At 67.0% G+C, this 17,367-nt stretch carries 11 protein-coding genes and 2 tRNA genes; 5 read left to right on the forward strand and 8 right to left on the reverse strand.

The genetic code is table 11. The features are described from left to right. Positions 1-181 precede the first annotated feature (181 nt). The 8 genes from metG to ilvD all read right to left on the reverse strand — a co-directional run bounded on the left by metG (position 182) and on the right by ilvD (position 12,857). Positions 182-1,735: a methionine--tRNA ligase gene (gene metG / locus Q9R02_RS16065; protein WP_305997721.1), complete on the reverse strand. Its 1,554-nt coding sequence runs from the start codon at positions 1,733-1,735 to the stop codon at positions 182-184. A 43-nt stretch (positions 1,736-1,778) separates the two neighbouring features. Continuing rightward, on the reverse strand, positions 1,779-2,513 hold the full coding sequence (locus tag Q9R02_RS16070) for an ABC transporter ATP-binding protein (protein ID WP_305997745.1): 735 nt from the start codon (positions 2,511-2,513) through the stop codon (positions 1,779-1,781). Positions 2,514-2,590: 77 nt separating this feature from the next. Next, positions 2,591-5,386, reverse strand: a complete 2,796-nt coding sequence (locus Q9R02_RS16075) for an ABC transporter permease (RefSeq protein ID WP_305997722.1) — start codon at positions 5,384-5,386, stop codon at positions 2,591-2,593. A 187-nt stretch (positions 5,387-5,573) separates the two neighbouring features. Continuing rightward, complete coding sequence (serA, locus tag Q9R02_RS16080; protein ID WP_305997723.1) at positions 5,574-7,169, reverse strand: phosphoglycerate dehydrogenase; 1,596 nt, start codon at positions 7,167-7,169, stop codon at positions 5,574-5,576. 190 nt (positions 7,170-7,359) lie between these two features. Beyond that, positions 7,360-8,385 (reverse strand): ketol-acid reductoisomerase, encoded by a 1,026-nt coding sequence (ilvC, locus tag Q9R02_RS16085; protein WP_305997724.1) that lies wholly within the window; start codon positions 8,383-8,385, stop codon positions 7,360-7,362. Between the two features lie 49 nt (positions 8,386-8,434). After that, entirely contained in the window at positions 8,435-8,947 is a 513-nt protein-coding gene (ilvN, locus tag Q9R02_RS16090) for an acetolactate synthase small subunit (protein ID WP_305997725.1), read from the reverse strand. 2 nt (positions 8,948-8,949) lie between these two features. Continuing rightward, a complete protein-coding gene (locus tag Q9R02_RS16095) occupies positions 8,950-10,839 on the reverse strand; it encodes an acetolactate synthase large subunit (RefSeq protein WP_305997726.1) in 1,890 nt (629 codons plus the stop codon). A 314-nt stretch (positions 10,840-11,153) separates the two neighbouring features. After that, positions 11,154-12,857, reverse strand: coding sequence for a dihydroxy-acid dehydratase (gene ilvD / locus Q9R02_RS16100; protein WP_305997727.1), 1,704 nt, complete (start codon positions 12,855-12,857; stop codon positions 11,154-11,156). A gap of 292 nt (positions 12,858-13,149) precedes the next feature. On the opposite strand from ilvD, the gene Q9R02_RS16105 reads away from it, so the two are divergent. The 5 genes from Q9R02_RS16105 to Q9R02_RS16125 all read left to right on the forward strand — a co-directional run bounded on the left by Q9R02_RS16105 (position 13,150) and on the right by Q9R02_RS16125 (position 17,301). Further along, positions 13,150-13,222: transfer RNA gene (locus Q9R02_RS16105), tRNA-Lys, on the forward strand. A gap of 85 nt (positions 13,223-13,307) precedes the next feature. After that, positions 13,308-13,793, forward strand: coding sequence for a thioredoxin-dependent thiol peroxidase (bcp, locus tag Q9R02_RS16110; protein ID WP_305997728.1), 486 nt, complete (start codon positions 13,308-13,310; stop codon positions 13,791-13,793). 98 nt (positions 13,794-13,891) lie between these two features. Next, positions 13,892-13,976 (forward strand) — tRNA-Leu (locus tag Q9R02_RS16115). 102 nt (positions 13,977-14,078) lie between these two features. Next, positions 14,079-15,725, forward strand: coding sequence for an ABC transporter substrate-binding protein (locus tag Q9R02_RS16120; protein WP_305997729.1), 1,647 nt, complete (start codon positions 14,079-14,081; stop codon positions 15,723-15,725). A 79-nt stretch (positions 15,726-15,804) separates the two neighbouring features. Continuing rightward, positions 15,805-17,301 (forward strand): malate:quinone oxidoreductase, encoded by a 1,497-nt coding sequence (locus tag Q9R02_RS16125; RefSeq protein WP_305997730.1) that lies wholly within the window; start codon positions 15,805-15,807, stop codon positions 17,299-17,301. Positions 17,302-17,367 lie beyond the last annotated feature (66 nt).

A 17,367-nucleotide genomic window follows, 5' to 3' on the forward strand; every position in this document is an offset into this window, starting at 1 on the left:
CCAGCACGGACTCACCCGCCAACAAGCGGTGATACGCCTCCGCCCGGACCTCCCACGCGATCTTCTTCGCCACGCACACCCTCCACCATCAGGGTGTTGCGCTAACCTTCTGAACTCGCCCGGCTCTTTCCGGCATCATCTGCACTCTCGCGTGCGCCGCGGGTGGGTCAGGCGCGCGGGCTCAGACCTCGGGCTCCTCGTACTTCGGGAAGACCGGGGCCGGCGCGGGCAGGTCCGTGCCGGCTACCAGGCGGGTGCCCAGGGCGGTGAAGAGGCGGCTCTCCTCCGAGTCCTGGCCCAGGAGGCCCAGAACGGTGCCGGCGGAACCCGGCATCACGGGCTGGCTCAGGATGGCCACCTGGCGCAGCACCTCGAGCGTGACGTACAGGACGGTGTTCATCCGGGCCGGGTCGGTCTTGCGCAGGACCCACGGCTGCTGCTCGGCGAAGTAGGCGTTGCACTCCCCCAGGACGTGCCACATGGCCTCCAGCGCGCGGGAGAACTGCTGCTCCTCGAACTCGCCGCGGACCGTCTCCAGCAAGCTGTCGGCCTGGGCCAGCATCGCCTGATCGGCGGCGCTGAACTCGCCCGGGGCGGGGACGGCGCCGTCGCAGTTCTTCGCCACCATGGACAGCGAGCGCTGCGCGAGATTGCCGAAGTTGTTGGCCAGGTCGGCGTTCATCCGGCCCACGATCGCATCGTGGCTGTAGCTGCCGTCGGCGCCGAACGGCACCTCCCGCAGGAAGAAGTAGCGGACCTGGTCCAGGCCGTACTGGGCCACGAAGTCACCCGGGGCCACCACATTGCCCAGGGACTTGGACATTTTCACCCCGTTGTTGTGCAGGAAGCCGTGGATCATGACGCGCTTGGGCAGCGGGAGCCCGGCGCTCATGAGGAACGCCGGCCAGAAGATGGCGTGGAAGCGGGAGATGTCCTTGCCGATCACGTGGACATCGGCCGGCCAGAAGCGCTGGAACTTCTCCGAGGAGTCGTCCGGGAAGCCGACGCCGGTGAGGTAGTTCGTCAGCGCGTCCACCCACACGTACATGACGTGCTTGTCATCGCCCGGGACGGGGACGCCCCAGTCGAAGGTGGTGCGGCTGATGGACAGGTCCTCCAGGCCGCCCTTGACGAAGCTGATGACCTCGTTGAAGCGGCTGCGCGGGTAGCCGAACTCGGGCTGCTCCTCGTAGAGCGCCAGGAGCTTCTCCTGGTAATTGGAGAGCCGGAAGAAGTAGCTCTCCTCCTCCGTCCAGGTCAGCTCCGTGTCCGTGGTCTTGGAGTAGCGCTTGCCGTCCTCGCGCAGCTCGGTCTCGTCCTCCCCGTAGAACGCCTCGTCACGGACCGAGTACCAGCCCTCGTACTTGCCGAGGTAGATGTCACCGTTGGCCTCCATACGGCGCCAGAGGTCCTGACTGGCCGCATAGTGATCCGCGTCCGTGGTCCGGATGAAGCGGTCGTGGCTGATGCCCAGCTCGGCGTGTACGGCCTGGTAGATCTCCGCATTGCGGTCCACCAGTTCCTTGGGCGTGATGCCCTCCTTCTCGGCGGCCTGCGCGATCTTCATACCGTGCTCGTCCGTGCCGGTCAGGAACATGACGTCGAAGCCGTCCAGGCGCTTGAATCGCGCCATGGCGTCGGTCGCGATGTACTCGTAGGCGTGCCCGATGTGGGGCACCCCGTTCGGGTACGTGATGGCCGTGGTGAGGTAATAGGACGGCTTCTGCTGCGTCACGGTGTGGCTTCTCCTGCGGTGCGCTGGCTCGTGAGGGGGTGGATCAGCTGAGCTCGGTCATCGAGTCGGAGACCCGGATGAGCTCGTGATCGTGGGAGGCCACCAGGACGGAGATGCCGTCCTTGGTGGTGTCCTTGAGGATGCCGATGATCTTGTTGGCGGAGGTCCGGTCCAGGCTGGCGGTGGGTTCATCCACCACCAGGACGCGGGTGCCGAGGATCAAGGCGCGGGCGATCGCGACGCGCTGGCGCTCACCGCCGGAGAGCTGCTCCGGGCGGTGCTTGATGCGCTTGCCCAGGCCCACCAGTTCCAGCAGGTTCTTGGCCATCTCGGTGCGCTGCTCCACCTCGCCATCCGGGACGGCGGGCAGCAGCACGTTCTCCAGCGCGCTCATGCCCTCGATCAGGGCGCCACCCTGGTCGACGTAACCGATGAGCGCACGACGGCGGTCGGCCACCTCGTCGTCGTCCATCGTGTCGAGCGGGGCGTCCTCCCAGAAGACGCGGCCGGCGGTGGGCAGCGTCAGGCCCGCGCTGACCGTCAGGATGGAGGTCTTGCCGGAGCCGGAGCGCCCGGCGACGCAGTGCATCTCACCGGCGCCCAGTTCGAGGCCGAAGTCCTCCACCACGCTGACGCGCTCGGCGCCGTTGCGCTCCCCGCCATAGCGGATGGTGATGTTCTCCAGGCGCAGCGGGGTCTCGTGATCCGCCACCTTGATGATGGTGTTGGCGCGCGTCTGAAGCTCTGCGGCGTCCCCTACGGGCTGCTCCGCGGTCATCGTGTTCTCCTGCTCGTCCTGAGTCTGGGAACCGCGCTCTTCGGCGCGGCGGTTCTTCCGGGATTCGGGTTCAGTGGTCATCGAATGATCCTTGTCGCGACGGGGACCCACACCACGACGGCGAGCAGGCCGGCCAGGCCTGCCCAGACGGCCGCGTAGGGGGCGAGGAAAATGCCGAGGAGCGCGGCGCCGAGCACGCCGATGGGCAGTGCGTAGAGGCCTACGAGCGCGTGCTCGAAGAAGCGGACCTGCTTGAGCATGTCCGGGTTCCAGCCCATGGCGTTCAGGACACCGATCTGGTCCCGCTTGGCCGTGAGCTCGAAGCGTCCGGTGACGATGGTGAGGAACATCCCCACCGCGGTGCCGGCCAGCGCCAGGATGATGGCCGGCAGCACGATGCTCGCGGCGGCCACGCCACCCAGTGCCGATGCACCCGCTGCACGCGGGATGTCCACCAGGACGGAGACCAGGGCGCCGACGGCCGCGGCGAACACACCGACCGCGACGGCGAGCGAGAGTGTGTTGAAGCGGTGCGTCTTCAGCTGACGGTTGGCGAAGGTCAGCGGGGAGTCGATCGCGATGAGACGCGAGTCGTCCACGGCCTCCTGGTCCACCACGTGCTTGTGCCGCAGCTGATGCACGGCGAGCCAGGCGGCGGCCGCGTAGATCGCCAGCACCAGGACCGACACGACGACCGTGGCCACGTTCCAGCTGATCAGGCTCAGGATGAGGCCGACGGCGGCGAGGGCCGCGGCGCCCACCGCGAACTCCTGCAGCACCCAGCGGCGGATCTGCTTCTGGTTCCAGCCCATGGCCCGCAGGATCCCGGCGTCGCCGCGGCGCTTGCGGATGTAGCTGACGGTGGAGGCCGCCGTCAGGAGGGTGGCGCCGAGCAGCGCCAGGAAGAGCAGCATGATGTTGGTCCCGGACAGGGAGCTCGTCACGGCGGCGGCGGCATCCTGACGGACCCACGACTGCTGGACGGTGCCGAGCGCCTGGTCCGCACCGGAGGAGTCCTTGCTGTACCCGGGGACGAAGATGTTCGCGTCCTCACGGGCGGAGCCGGAGACGATCGTGGCGCGCAGGCCGAGGGCACGGATCTGGTCGGCCAGCTTGGCGATGTCGCCGCCGGCTTCCCGCCAGCCGCCCTGCGCCTTGGCACGGACGCGGATGGCGTCCACGACGTCGGCGTCCTTGGTGTAGCCGCGGGCGGCGGCCAGGCCGTAGTAGTCGGTGATGGCACCCGCGGACTGGCTGACCAGTCCGGTGGCGCTCAGGCCCGGCTTCAGTTCGGTCGGCGTGACGCCGTTGCCCTGGGCGTCCTTGGTCAAGGTGAAGGGCACCGGATCGTAGCCGCCCAGCGGCAGACGGTTGATGTCACCGGCGGCCTTCTGGACCTGGGTGGGGTCGAAGGTGCCGTAGACCATGGGTAGCGGGGTGGCCTTGGCATCGCCGCGGGCCAGGTCCTTGCGGTAGGACCGTTCCTGCACGGGGGTGCGCTGGGCCTGGTCCACGGTGCTGCCGTCCATGGCACGCACCGGGAGGCCGTTGATGGTCACCCAGTCGCCGGGATTCGCCTGCTTCTTCTCGGAGCCGTTGGCCTCGGTCCCGGCGGAGCCGTACTGCGGGGCGGCAGCGAACTGGGTGCTCCAGGTGGCCGGGTCGTACAGGCCCGCGGCGAAGCTGGAGGTTGCGCCCAGGAGATCGGAGTGGTCGGTGCCACCCGGCCACTGCAGCACGAACGGGGACTTGGAGACGAACGGCACGTAGCTGCTGCCGAGGTCCTTGGAGACCGTCCCGATCTCCTTGACCACCTTGCCGGAGTCGTCCAGCTGTTCGATCTTGACGCTGTACTTCACGGAGAGGCTGGTCCCCTGACGGACGATCAGCGGGATCGCCTGGGAGTCCGGGGTGAGCTGCTTGTCACGGACGCTGGCCTCGTACTGCATGAGCATGGGGGCCCAGTACTTCAGACGCACGCCGAGGAAGTCGGGGCCGTCCTGGATGTCCTCCTGGGACATGCCGGAGGAGAGCTTCTCCTGGAAGAAGCGGCCGATGGCGCCGGCGTTGCGGCCGTCCACGGGCGGAGCCTTCTCCAGCGGATTCAGGAAGTCGCCGGCGGAGCCGAGGAGCGCGTGCTCGGCCACCGGGTCGATGGCGACCACGGACTCACTGATCTCCGGGGCCAGGGGCAAGGAGATGTTCGCGTTGAAAAGTGTGTGGGTGGAGCTGCCGGCCGGGGACGGGAACTTGATGCCCGACTCGCCCTGGGGCGCCTCGATCTGCACGGAATTGCCGCCGGCCACGGTGGTCTGGACGATCTTCGCCTTGCCCAGCGTGCCCTCGCCCACCGTGCTGAAGAGCTGCCGCTCGGTCTTGCCGTCGGAGCTGGTGGCACTGGCCGTGATCCGGTACCGGGTGGGGTTGTCGTTGAGCACGGAGTTGGGCTGCGGCCACTTGGAGCCGTCCGTCGCCCCCGGGGTGCTGGTCTGCTGGAGTCCGACGAGGCCCTGGTTGTAGCCCAGGTAGTCCTCGGCCCGAAGCTGCGGGGCCTCGAGGTTCTGTGTCACGCGGGAGACCAGCGAGATGGGGGCCGCGACGGCGGTGCCGCTCATCTGACGGATCTTGTCCAGCTGGTCGAAGCTGATGCCGCCCTGCCCGGTGACGATGTCCGGCTGCATGAGCTTGTCCTCGCTCTTGCCCGGAGCCTGCACCAGGATGTCGTAGAGACCACGTGAATTCTGATCCACGGTCTTGACCAGGGCGGCCTGCGAGCCGGTCTGGACCAGAATGGACAGTGCCATGGTGATGATCAGGACAGTCGCGGTCAGCAGCAGCACTCGGCTTCTGATGAACCGTTCAACGGCGTTCATTGCGCTCCTGGGCTGAGAGAGGCACCGGGACATGCTCCGGGGGCATGGCTGTGCATCGCTCGAGGTGGGGGGTGTACCAAGACTTCGGGCCGATCTGCCGACCGCTGCGGCGCAAAAAGCGCCGTAACTATTGTAGGCAGACCGGCCCGGATTCACGGGACCGACAGGGTCCCATGCCGTCTTGGTGTCAGGACTCCAGGTCGACCTCGCGCACGGCGATGGCACCGACACCGGCCTTGATGGCGTCCAGGACCTGCTGGGGGACGGAGGAGTCCACCGTCAGCAGTGCCATGACATCGCCGCCCTCGGAACGGCGTGCCACCTGCATGCCACCGATGTTGATGTTGTTCATGCCCAGAATGTGGCCGATCGTGCCCACCACACCCGGACGGTCCTGGTAGCTGACCACGATCAGGTGCTCGGTGATCGGGATCTCGACGTCGAAGCCGTTGACGCTCACGAGCTTCTCCACCTGCTTGGGGCCGGTGAGGGTGCCGGCAACGGTGATCTGCGAACCGTCGCTCAGGGCGCCGCGCAGCGTCAGGACGTTGCGGTAGTCCTCGGCCTTCTCGGTGGTGATCAGACGGACGTTGATGCCGCGCTGCTCGGCGATGACCGGCGCGTTGACGTAGGAGACCTGCTCCGAGACGACGTCGGCGAAGATGCCCTTGAGCGCGGAGAGCTCCAGGACCTTCACGTCCAAGGCGGCGATCTCGCCGGCCACCTCGACGTCGATCTGCGTGACCGAGTCGTGGGTGAGGGCGGTGAAGACACGGCCGAGCTTCTCGATGAGCGGGATGCCCGGGCGGATGTCGGAGTGGATGACGCCGCCGGCCACGTTCACGGCGTCCGGGACGAGCTCGCCGGCCAGGGCGAGACGCACGGACTTGGCGACGGAGATGCCGGCCTTCTCCTGTGCTTCGGCGGTGGAGGCGCCCAGGTGCGGGGTCACCACGACGTTGTCCAGGCCGAAGAACGGCAAGTCCGTGGAGGGTTCCTTGGCGAAGACGTCGATGCCGGCTCCGGCGATCTTGCCGGCCACGAGGGCCTCGTGCAGGGCCGCCTCGTCCACCAGGCCGCCGCGGGCGACGTTGACGACGTAGGCGGTTTCCTTCATCTTCTCGAACGCCTCGGCGCCGAGCATGCCGACCGTTTCCGGGGTCTTGGGCATGTGGATCGTGATGAAGTCGGACTGGGCCAGCAGCTCGTCCAGGGTCACGAGCTTCACGCCGAGCTGAGCGGCACGGGCGGAGGTGACGTAGGGGTCGTAGGCCAGGATCTCGGTGCCGAACGCCTGGAGGCGGGCGGCGACGAGGGCGCCGATGCGGCCGAAGCCGATGATGCCGATCTTCTTCTCGAAGAGCTCAGTGCCGGAGTACTTGGAGCGCTTCCACTCCCCCGCCTTGAGGGCGCCGCACGCCTGCGGGATGTGGCGGGCCAGGCTGAGGATGTGGCCCACGGTCAGCTCCGCGGCGGAGATGATGTTGGAGGTGGGCGCGTTGACCACCATGACGCCGGCCTGGGTGGCGGCCTTGATGTCCACGTTGTCGAGGCCGACGCCGGCACGGGCGATGACCTTGAGGTTCGGGGCCGCGGCGATCGCTTCGGCGTCAACCTGGGTGGCGGAGCGGACCAGGATGGCGTGTGCATCGGCCAGTGCGGGCAGCAGCTGGGAGCGGTCGGCACCGTCGGTCTGGCGGATCTCGAAATCCGGTCCCAGAGCCGCCACGGTGGCAGGCGATAGTTCTTCGGCAATGAGTACTACGGGCTTGGTGTCTGTCACCGGTGACCTCTTTGTGGCGATCGATACTGCAGTGGCATTTCTCAGGTGTCCTGAGCACGGAGCCGCCGGGCCCGCACAGTGTGCGGGCCCGGCGCCGTTGCTTCACACGCCTGATTCCGAGAGTACTTTCCCGGATCGGCGTGTCGGGAATCGGATTCCCGATTGTGAAGAGGCCCTAAGGCCGGGGTTCTCAGCGCGCGGCGGAGCCGTCGACGTAGTCGGCGTCCTGCTGCTTCCAGGAGAACAGGGAGCGCAGCTCGCGGCCCACGGCCTCGATCGGGTGCTGCTCGGCCTTGGCACGCAGCTCCTTGAACTCGGCGGCGCCGTTGTCCTGGTCGTCGATGAAGCGCTTGGCGAACGCACCGGACTGGATGTCCGCAAGCACGCCGGCCATGTTCTCCTTGACGCGCGGGTCGATGACACGCGGGCCGGAGACGTAGTCGCCGTACTCGGCGGTGTCGGAGACGCTCCAGCGCTGCTTGGCGATGCCGCCCTCCCACATGAGGTCCACGATGAGCTTGAGCTCGTGCAGCACCTCGAAGTAGGCGATCTGCGGCTGGTAGCCGGCCTCGGTCAGGGTCTCGAAGCCGTACTCGATCAGCTGGGACACGCCGCCGCAGAGGACCGCCTGCTCGCCGAAGAGGTCCGTCTCGGTCTCTTCGGTGAAGGTGGTCTTGATGACGCCGGCGCGGGTGCCGCCGATGGCCTTGGCGTAGGACTTGGCGGTGTCCCAGGCGGTGCCGGTGGCATCCTGCTCGACGGCGATGATGTCCGGGATGCCGCGGCCTGCGACGTATTCGCGGCGCACCGTGTGGCCCGGGGCCTTCGGGGCGATGAGGATGACGTCGACGCCTTCCGGCACCTGGATGTAGCCGAAGCGGACGTTGAAGCCGTGGGCGAAGGCCAGGGTCTTGCCCGCCGTCAGCTTGTCCTTGATGGAGTCGGCGTAGATGGAGCGCTGGTGCTGATCCGGCGCCAGGATCATGATGAGGTCGGCCCACTCGGCGGCGTCGGCGACGGACTTGACTTCGAAGCCCTCCTCCTCGGCCTTGGCGATGGACTTGGAGCCCTCCTTGAGGGCGATGACGACCTGAACGCCGGAATCGCGGAGGTTCTGCGCGTGGGCGTGGCCCTGCGAGCCGTAGCCGACGATCGCGACCTTCTTGCCCTGGATGATCGAGAGGTCTGCGTCGTCGTCGTAGATCAGTTCGGTCATGGGATTTTTCTCCTTGGGAGTGGTGGTATTGAACGGTGTCGTGAGGGCTTCAGGCGGACCGCAGAGCGCGATCACTCATGGAGCGGGGTCCCCGTCCAACGGCCAAGGTGCCGGACTGCACGATCTCGCGGATGCCGAATGGCTCCAGGACGGACAGCAGGGCAGTGATCTTCTCGGGGTGGCCGGTGGCCTCGATGACCAATGAGTCGGTGGACACATCGACCACGGAGGCGCGGAACAGATCTGCGGCTTGGGTGACCTGCAGACGCGTTGCGGCATCGGCCCGTACTTTGACCAGGATATGGTCACGCTGCACGGAAGCGTCGCTCGTGAGCTCTACGATCTTGATCACATTGATCAGCTTGTTGAGCTGCTTGGTGACCTGTTCGATCAGGTCACCTTCGGCCTCGACCACCACGGTGATGCGCGAAGTGCCAGGCACCTCGGTGGGGCCGACGGCCAGGGAGTTGATGTTGAAGGCGCGGCGTGCAAAGAGGCCGGAGACGCGCGTGAGCACGCCGGGCTTGTCCTCCACCAGCACGGAGAGTGTGTGACGGCTCATGCTCAGTCCTCTTCTTCCCACTCGGGGGTCATGTTCCGGGCGACCTGGATCTGGTCGTTGCTGACGCCCGCGGGCACCATGGGCCAGACCATGGAGTTGGGGCTCACCACGAAGTCGATCACCACGGGGCGGTCGTTGATCTCGAGCGCCTTCTGGATGGTGGCGTCGATGTCCTCTTCGCGTTCGCAGCGCAGGGCGGCGCAGCCGTAGGCGTCGGCCAGCTTGACGAAGTCCGGGATGCGGACGGTGTCATGCCCGGTGTTGAGGTCCGTGTTGGAGTACCGGCCCTCGTAGAACAGGGTCTGCCACTGGCGGACCATGCCCAGCGAGGAGTTGTTGATGATCGCGACCTTGATCGGGATGTTGTTCAGCGCGCAGGTGGCGAGTTCCTGATTGGTCATCTGGAAGCAGCCGTCGCCGTCGATGGCCCAGACCACGCGGTCCGGGTTGCCCACCTTGGCGCCCATGGCGGCGGGCACGGAGTACCCCATGGTGCCGGCGCCACCGGAGTTCAGCCAGGCGTGGGGACGCTCGTACTTGACGAACTGCGCGGCCCACATCTGGTGCTGGCCGACGCCCGCCACGTAGATGCCCTCGGGGCCGGTGAGCTCACCGATCCGCTTGATGACGCGCTGCGGGGCGATCAGACCGTCCTCAGGCTCGGTCCAGCCCAGCGGGTAGGTGTCCCGCAGATTGCCCAGGAACGCCCACCAGGCGCCCAGGTCCGGCTTGCCGGTGGCCTCGAACTGAGCGGCGAGGACCTCGGTCAGCTCCGGGATGATCTCCTTGACACTGCCCACGATCGGCACATCGGCCACGCGGTTCTTGGAGATCTCGGCCGGGTCGATGTCCGCGTGAATGACCTTGGCGTGCGGGGCGAAGCTGCTGAGCACTCCGGTGACGCGGTCGTCGAAGCGGGCACCGAGGGTGATGAGCAGATCGGACTGCTGCAGCGCGGTGACGGCGGAGACGTTGCCGTGCATACCGGGCATGCCGACGTGCTGCGGGTGGGAGTCCGGGAAGGCGCCCTTGGCCATCAGCGTGGTCACCACGGGGGCGCCGCTGAGCTCGGCGAGTTCCTTCAGCTCTTCACAGGCGTGGGCCTTGACCACACCGCCGCCCACGTAGAACACGGGCTTCTTGGCCGCGGAGATGAGCTTGGCGGCCTCGCGCAGCTGCTTGCTGTGGCCTCGCAGCACGGGACGGTAGCCCGGGATGTCGATCCTGGGCGGCCAGGAGAAGAGGGTCTTGGAGACCTGGGCGTCCTTGGCCACGTCCACCAGGACCGGGCCGGGACGGCCGGTGGAAGCCAGGTGGAAGGCCTCAGCCATGACGCGCGGGATGTCGTCGGCGTTCGTGACCAGGAAGGAGTGCTTCGTGATCGGCAGCGTGATGCCGACGATGTCCGCTTCCTGGAAGGCGTCACTGCCGATCACGGCACTGGAGACCTGGCCCGTGATGGCCACCATGGGCACGGAGTCCATATGGGCGTCCATGATGGCGGTGACCAGGTTGGTGGCGCCAGGCCCGGAGGTGGCGATGCAGACGCCCACCTCTCCCGTGACCATGGCGTAGCCCTGCGCGGCGTGGCCGGCTCCCTGCTCGTGACGGACCAGAATGTGGTTCAGACTGGAAGCCATCAGCGGGTCATAGGTGGGCAGGATGGCACCACCGGGCAAACCGAAGACATCCTTCACGCCGAGTTCTTCGAGCGATCGGACGAGTGATTGCGAGCCGGTCATCTCCGTTGGGGGTACAACGTTGTTCGGCCCGAGGACAGGAGAGAGGGACACTGCCTCATCGGCAGCGGCGACGGCGCGCTCGGACTTCTCCGCGTTCTTCGCGGACTTTGCAGCCAACAGCGTGGGGCTGATGGGCGATCCTTTGCTCATCGGACTCTTCCTCGTTGGTGCCCCTCGCGGGGCGCTTTACATGGATGACTGGCCGTGCTGCCAAATAAAAAAACCCCTCAGCCGTGAGGCTCTGCGAGGGGTTGCGCGTGACGTACCGTTACCAGCTTGGCTTATGCCACGCGCTTGGTAATAAGGACGACGATCACGGTTTCAGTCATGGCTACAGTTTTCCCTCCGGCCGATTTTGTGTCAACTGCCGGACAGGGCGTCTCACTATTCGGACATTTCGGTCCGCGATCCGGGCAGGGATGACCGACGACGGCGGGCCGCGCCGCCGTCGTCGGGTCCCCTTTTCATCCGCAATAGGCTCCCGTGGAAGCCGAGTTGACCAGCTTGGCGTACTTGGCCAGCACCCCTGTGGTGAAGCGCGCCGGCAGCGGTTCCCATCCGACCCGGCGGCGCTCCAGTTCCTCCTCCTCCACCAGCAGATCAAACGACCGCGCGGCGATGTCCACTCTGATCCGGTCCCCGTCCCGCACGAAGGCGATGGGGCCGCCGTCGACCGCTTCCGGGGCGACATGCCCGATGCACAGTCCTGTGGTCCCGCCGGAGAAGCGGCCGTCCGTCAGAAGCAGCACGTCCTTGCCCAGCCCCGCCCCCTTGATGGCGCCCGTGATCGCGAGCATCTCCCGCATGCCCGGACCGCCCTTCGGCCCCTCATACCGGATCACCACCACATCCCCCGCGGAGATCTCGCCGCGGTCCAGCGCGTCCAGCGCGCCCTGCTCCCGCTCGAAGACGCGCGCGGTCCCTTCGAAGACGTCGGCGTCGAAGCCCGCGGTCTTCACCACCGCACCCTCCGGCGCCAGGCTGCCGTGGAGGATGGTGAGCCCGCCGGTCTTGTGGATCGGATTGTCCAGGGCGCGCAGGATCTTCCCGTCCACGTCCGGCGGATTGATCGCCTCCAGGTTCTCCGCGACCGTGCGCCCCGTGACAGTCAGGCAATCGCCGTTCAGCAGCCCCGCGTCCAGGAGAGCCTTCATGATGACCGGCACACCGCCGATCCGGTCCACGTCCGTCATCACGTAGCGTCCGAACGGCTTGAGGTCCCCGAGGTGGGGGACGCGGTCGCCGATGCGGTTGAAGTCGTCCAAGGACAGCTCGACGCCGGCCTCCCGGGCGATCGCCAGAAGGTGGAGGACGGCGTTGGTGGAACCGCCGAACGCCATGGTCACGGCGATGGCGTTCTCGAACGCCGGGCGGGTCATGATGTCCCGCGCCGTGATGCCCAGCCGCAGGAGGTTGACCACGGCCTCGCCGGAGCGGCGCGCGAAGTCGTCGCGGCGACGGTCCGCCGAGGGCGGCGCGGCCGAGCCGGGCAGGGACATGCCGAGCGCCTCGCCGATGCAGGCCATGGTGTTGGCGGTGTACATGCCGCCACAGGCCCCCTCCCCCGGGCAGATGGCCCGTTCGATCCGGTCCAGGTCCTCCCGGCTCATCCGCCCCGCGGCACAGGCCCCCACCGCTTCGAAGGCGTCGATCAGCGTCACTTCCTTCTCGGAACCGTCTTCCAGGCGCACCCAGCCGGGCATGATCGATCCGGCGTAGAGGAAGACGCTCGCCAGGTCCAGCCGGGCCGCGGCCATCAGCATGCCGGGCAGGGACTTGTCGCAGCCGGCCAGCAGGACGGAGCCGTCGATCCGCTCAGCTTGCATGACGGTCTCCACGGAATCGGCGATCACCTCACGGGAGACCAGGGAGAAGTGCATGCCCTCATGCCCCATGGAGATGCCGTCCGAGACGGAGATGGTCCCGAACTGCATGGGGAAGCCTCCACCGGCATGCACGCCCTCCTTGACGGCCTGAGCGAGGCGGTTCAGTGACAGATTGCAGGGGGTGATCTCGTTCCAGGAGCTCGCGACGCCGATCTGCGGCTTGGCGAAGTCCTCATCCCCCATGCCCACGGCCCGGAACATGCCACGGGCGGGCGCCGCGTGAATCCCGTCCGTCACGACCCTCGAGCGGGGCTTGATGTCAGGGGTGGTTGCATCGGTCATTGAGTCCTCCTCGCCCGGGGGCACGACCCATCCGCCTGAAACCCGGCGGCAGCGTCCGGCCCATTGAGGCACAGTCTATGACGTGCATCACAAATGCACACCGCCCGCGGCCGCGTTCCCCCACATCAGACGCCCCTCCCGGGCGAAAACCCCCGGAATTCAGCGGTTCCGGGCACCTTGAACCCTCCCCGGCCGCCCCGATTTCACTTTTCCGGGAAACTCCAGTAGAGTTCTTACTCGTTGCGGGGAACGCAGACGGGAAGAAAAGCCCGGATGAAACAACCGCGACAATGCACCTCTAGCTCAATTGGCAGAGCAATTGACTCTTAATCAATGGGTTCCGGGTTCAAGTCCCGGGGGGTGCACGGACAGACCCCGTCCGGCTGGTTCACTCCAGCCGGGCGGGGTCTTCTTGTTTACGATCCATCGCCTGCCGCTCAGGAGGAATCCGTGCCCACGTCGAACAATCCGCGTCTGACCCCGGGGACCCCGGCCCCCGCGTTCACCCTGAAGAACGCCGACGGCGCTGACGTGAGCCTGACGGATCTCCGCGGGCGCAAGGTGATCATCTTCTTCTACCCGCAGGCCGACACCCCGGCCTGCGCCCAGCAGGCCTGCGACTTCCGCGACAATCTGGCACGCTTCGGGCAGGAGGGGTACACCGTCCTGGGCGTCTCCCCCGATCCGGTGGCGAAGCTGGCCGCGTGGGACGGCCGGGAGCACTTCGGCTACACGATGCTCTCCGATGAAGGGCACCGTGTGGCCGACGAGTTCGCAGTGTGGGGCGAGAAGCTGAACTACGGCAAACCGTACCAGGGCATCATCCGCAGCACCTTCGTCATCGATGAAGAAGGCCTGATCTCCCAGGCGCAGTACAACGTCCGCGCGAAGGGCCACGTGGCCAAGCTGCGCCGGGATCTCAAGCTCCCCGCCTGAGTCCCCGGCCCGGGCCTGTGCCACGGCGCCGGTCCCGGCGAATGACCGGACACTGTGTCTACACTTGTCCGAGGCGTCCTCTTCAGGGCGCCCGGCCGGCGCGAGTGGTGAAATTGGCAGACACGCAGGATTTAGGTTCCTGTGCCTTCGGGCGTGTGGGTTCAAGTCCCACCTTGCGCACCAGCCGGCACCGCCGTTCAAGCGGTGGCCGAGAAGAAGTACACCCAGCAAGTCCATGGGCCGCCGGAAGAACCGGCGGCCCATCCCTTCCGTGAGGTGGTTGCAGTGCCACGTGTCCGCGCCCTGAAGCTGATCGCAGCGGCGAGCGCCGTCGTCGTCCTCGTCTCCGGCTGCACGGCGGCACCCACGCCGTCCCCCACCACGGCCTCCCAGCAGGAACCGAGCGCCACCTTCACCTTCGGCACCCCGGCACCCCCCATGGGCCTGGACCCCGCGCTGAGCTCCGATCTGGAGACCTACCGTGTGACACGGCAGGTCCTGGAAGGCCTGGTCACGGTCGATTCCACCACCGGCAAGCCCGCAGCGTCGCTGGCCACGGACTGGAAAGTCGCCGACGACGGCACCCGCTACGACTTCACCCTCCGGCAGGGTGTCCTCTTCCAGGACGGCACCCCGTTCAATGCGAGCGCCGTCTGCACCAACTTCCAGCGCTGGTACAAGTTCAGTCCCACCCTGCGCAAGGATGGCGCCAGCACTTTCGGCAATGTGTTCCGTGCCTATTCCGATGAGCCGGCCAAGTCCGTGTACCGGGGCTGCACCGTCACCGACCCGTCACACGTGCGCATCGACCTCTCCGAGCCGTACACCGGATTCCTCCAGGCCCTCACCATGCCGTCCCTGGCGATCTCCTCGCCTCAGGCACTGGCCAAGGAGCACGCGGACACGCTGAACCAGAGCCGGAACGGCACTTCCCTCTCCGCCTATGCGCTCCACCCTGTGGGCACCGGCCCGTTCAGCTTCGACTCCTGGACCGGCAACACCGTCACCTTGACCTCCAACCCGACGTACTGGGGCGACCGGGGCCAGATCAAGACCGCCAGGTTCGTGACCATCAGCCACCCGGAGGTGCGCCGCGAGGCTCTGGCCAAGGGCGAGATCGACGCCTACGACAACATCACGGTGGACACCATGGAGGCCCTGGTCAAGAAGGGCGAACAGGTGGTGCAGCGGGACCCGTTCTCCATCATGTACCTCGGCATGAACCAGTCCGTGGCACCCCTGGACGACATCAAGGTCCGGCAGGCGATCGAGTACGCCGTGGACAAGAACGCCCTCATCCGGCGTTTCTATCTGGACGGCACCGGGGTGGCCACCCAGTTCGTTCCGCCGCGCCTGGCAGGGTTCAACAACAAGGCACCGGCACTCGGCTACGACCCCAACAAGGCCAAGGCCCTGCTGAAGGACGCCGGATACAACGGGAAGCCGATCCCGTTCTACTACCCCGTCAACGTCACCCGTTCCTATCTGCCGGCCCCGGAGAAGGTCTACGCGGAGATCGCGCGGGAGCTGACGGCCGTGGGCCTGGTCATCAAGCCGGTGCCCGTCCCGTGGACCGACGGCTATGCGCGGGAGGTCACCTCGGCCGGGAATCACGGCCTGCACCTCTTCGGATGGAACGGCTCCTACGCGGACCCGGACAACTTCCTGACCCCGCTCTTCGGTTCGAGCCGGGCAGAGTTCGGCTTCAGCGACCCGGAACTGTTCAAGGACATCACCCAGGCGCGCACCCTGCCGGACGGCGATCAGCGGAGCCAGCTCTACACCACCATCAACAACCGGATCGCCTCGGATCTCCCGGCGCTGCCGATCGCCTATCCGATCTCCGCACTGGCCATGTCGGACCGGGTGCTCAGCTATCCCGCGTCCCCCGTGCTGAACGAGGTCTTCTCAAAGGTGAAACTCAAAGGATAACGGGAGCCTGCCGTTTTCACCAGACACGCCGCAGAGGATATTCTGCTAGTGCCCAATGTTGCTGCAATCGGAGTGCATCGTGACCTTCATTTCCAAGACCGCCTCGGCCGACGTCGTCCTGATCGGTGGTGGAATCATGAGCGCCACCCTGGGTGCGTTCCTCAAGCAGCTCCAGCCGGACTGGTCGATCGTCATGTTCGAGCGCCTCGACGCCGCCGGGCTGGAGAGCTCCGACCCGTGGAACAACGCGGGCACCGGGCACTCGGCGTACTGCGAGCTCAACTACACCCCTCAGGCCAAGGACGGCTCGGTGAACCCGGCGAAGGCGCTGGGCATCGCCGAAGGGTTCCAGCTCTCCCGGCAGTTCTGGTCCCACCTGGTGTCCGAGAAGCTGATCGGCTCCCCCAAGGGCTTCATCAACACCGTCCCGCACATGAGTTTCGTGCTCGGCGACGGCCACTCCGATTACCTCAAGAAGCGCTATGAGATGCTCAAGCCTCATGCGCTCTTCTCCTCCATGGAGCACAGCGAGGACGCCGCCACGATCGCCAAGTGGGCGCCGCTGGTCATGAAGGGCCGCCCCGAAGGCCGTTTCGCCGCCACCCGCGTGGCGGAGGGCACCGACGTCGACTTCGGCGCCCTCAGCCGTGAACTGACCGGCTACCTCGAGCGCTCCGGCGTGGAGGTCAACTACTTCCACGACGTCACCGACCTCCAGCGCCTCTCCTTCGGCTCCGGCTGGCAGATCTCCACCCGGCACCTCGGCTCCAACGAGCGCGGTGGCATCAAGGCCAAGTTCGTCTTCGTCGGCGCGGGCGGCGGTGCCCTCCACCTGCTCCAGGCATCCGGCATCCCGGAGTCCAAGGGCTACGGCGGCTTCCCCGTCTCCGGCAAGTTCTTCCGCTGCACGGACGAGGAGATCACCGCCCAGCACGACGCCAAGGTCTACGGCCAGGCCTCCGTGGGCGCGCCGCCCATGTCCGTGCCCCACCTGGACACCCGCTATGTGGACGGCAAGCGCTCCCTGCTCTTCGGCCCGTACGGCGGCTTCTCCACCAACTTCCTCAAGCACGGTTCCTACTGGGACCTCCCCGGCAGCATCCGCCCCAACAACATGGTCCCGATGCTCGGCGTGGCCAAGGACAACCTGGATCTGGTGGCCTACCTGGTCAAGGAAGTCACCAAGACCCACAACGCCAAGGTCGAGGCACTGCGCGAATACTACCCGTCCGCCGAGGGCGATAAGTGGGAGCTGATCACCGCCGGCCAGCGCGTCCAGATCATCAAGAAAGACCCCAAGCGCGGCGGCGCCCTGCAGTTCGGCACCGAGGTCATCACCAGCCGTGACGGCAGCATCGGCGCCCTCCTCGGAGCGTCCCCGGGAGCCTCCACCGCCGTGCCGATCATGCTGGAGCTGCTCCAGCGCTCCTTCCCGGCCAAGTTCAAGGGCTGGGAGAGCAAGATCAAAGAGCTGCTGCCCGGCTACGGCGTCCGCCTGAACGACAACCCGGAACTCGCGTCCGAGCTGGCCCGTCACACGGCCTCGGTGCTGCAGCTGGCCGAGGCCGAGCAGTAGGATTGGCCTGAGCACCGGCGCCGGGTGACCTCCGGCGACCCATCGCGAACCCCCGCCCTGGTGCGG

Source organism: Arthrobacter horti, from assembly GCF_030731045.1.
Taxonomy (GTDB): Bacteria; Actinomycetota; Actinomycetes; order Actinomycetales; family Micrococcaceae; genus Arthrobacter_E; species Arthrobacter_E nanjingensis.

Bases quoted from the DNA above. Each gene is read 5' to 3' on its own strand.
- Q9R02_RS16070 (WP_305997745.1), bottom strand. From the start codon at position 2,513: ATGACCGCGGAGCAGCCCGTAGGGGACGCCGCAGAGCTTCAGACGCGC.
- Q9R02_RS16075 (WP_305997722.1), bottom strand. From the start codon at position 5,386: ATGAACGCCGTTGAACGGTTCATCAGAAGCCGAGTGCTGCTGCTGACC.
- ilvC (WP_305997724.1), bottom strand. From the start codon at position 8,385: ATGACCGAACTGATCTACGACGACGACGCAGACCTCTCGATCATCCAG.
- ilvN (WP_305997725.1), bottom strand. From the start codon at position 8,947: ATGAGCCGTCACACACTCTCCGTGCTGGTGGAGGACAAGCCCGGCGTG.
- Q9R02_RS16095 (WP_305997726.1), bottom strand. From the start codon at position 10,839: ATGAGCAAAGGATCGCCCATCAGCCCCACGCTGTTGGCTGCAAAGTCC.
- ilvD (WP_305997727.1), bottom strand. From the start codon at position 12,857: ATGACCGATGCAACCACCCCTGACATCAAGCCCCGCTCGAGGGTCGTG.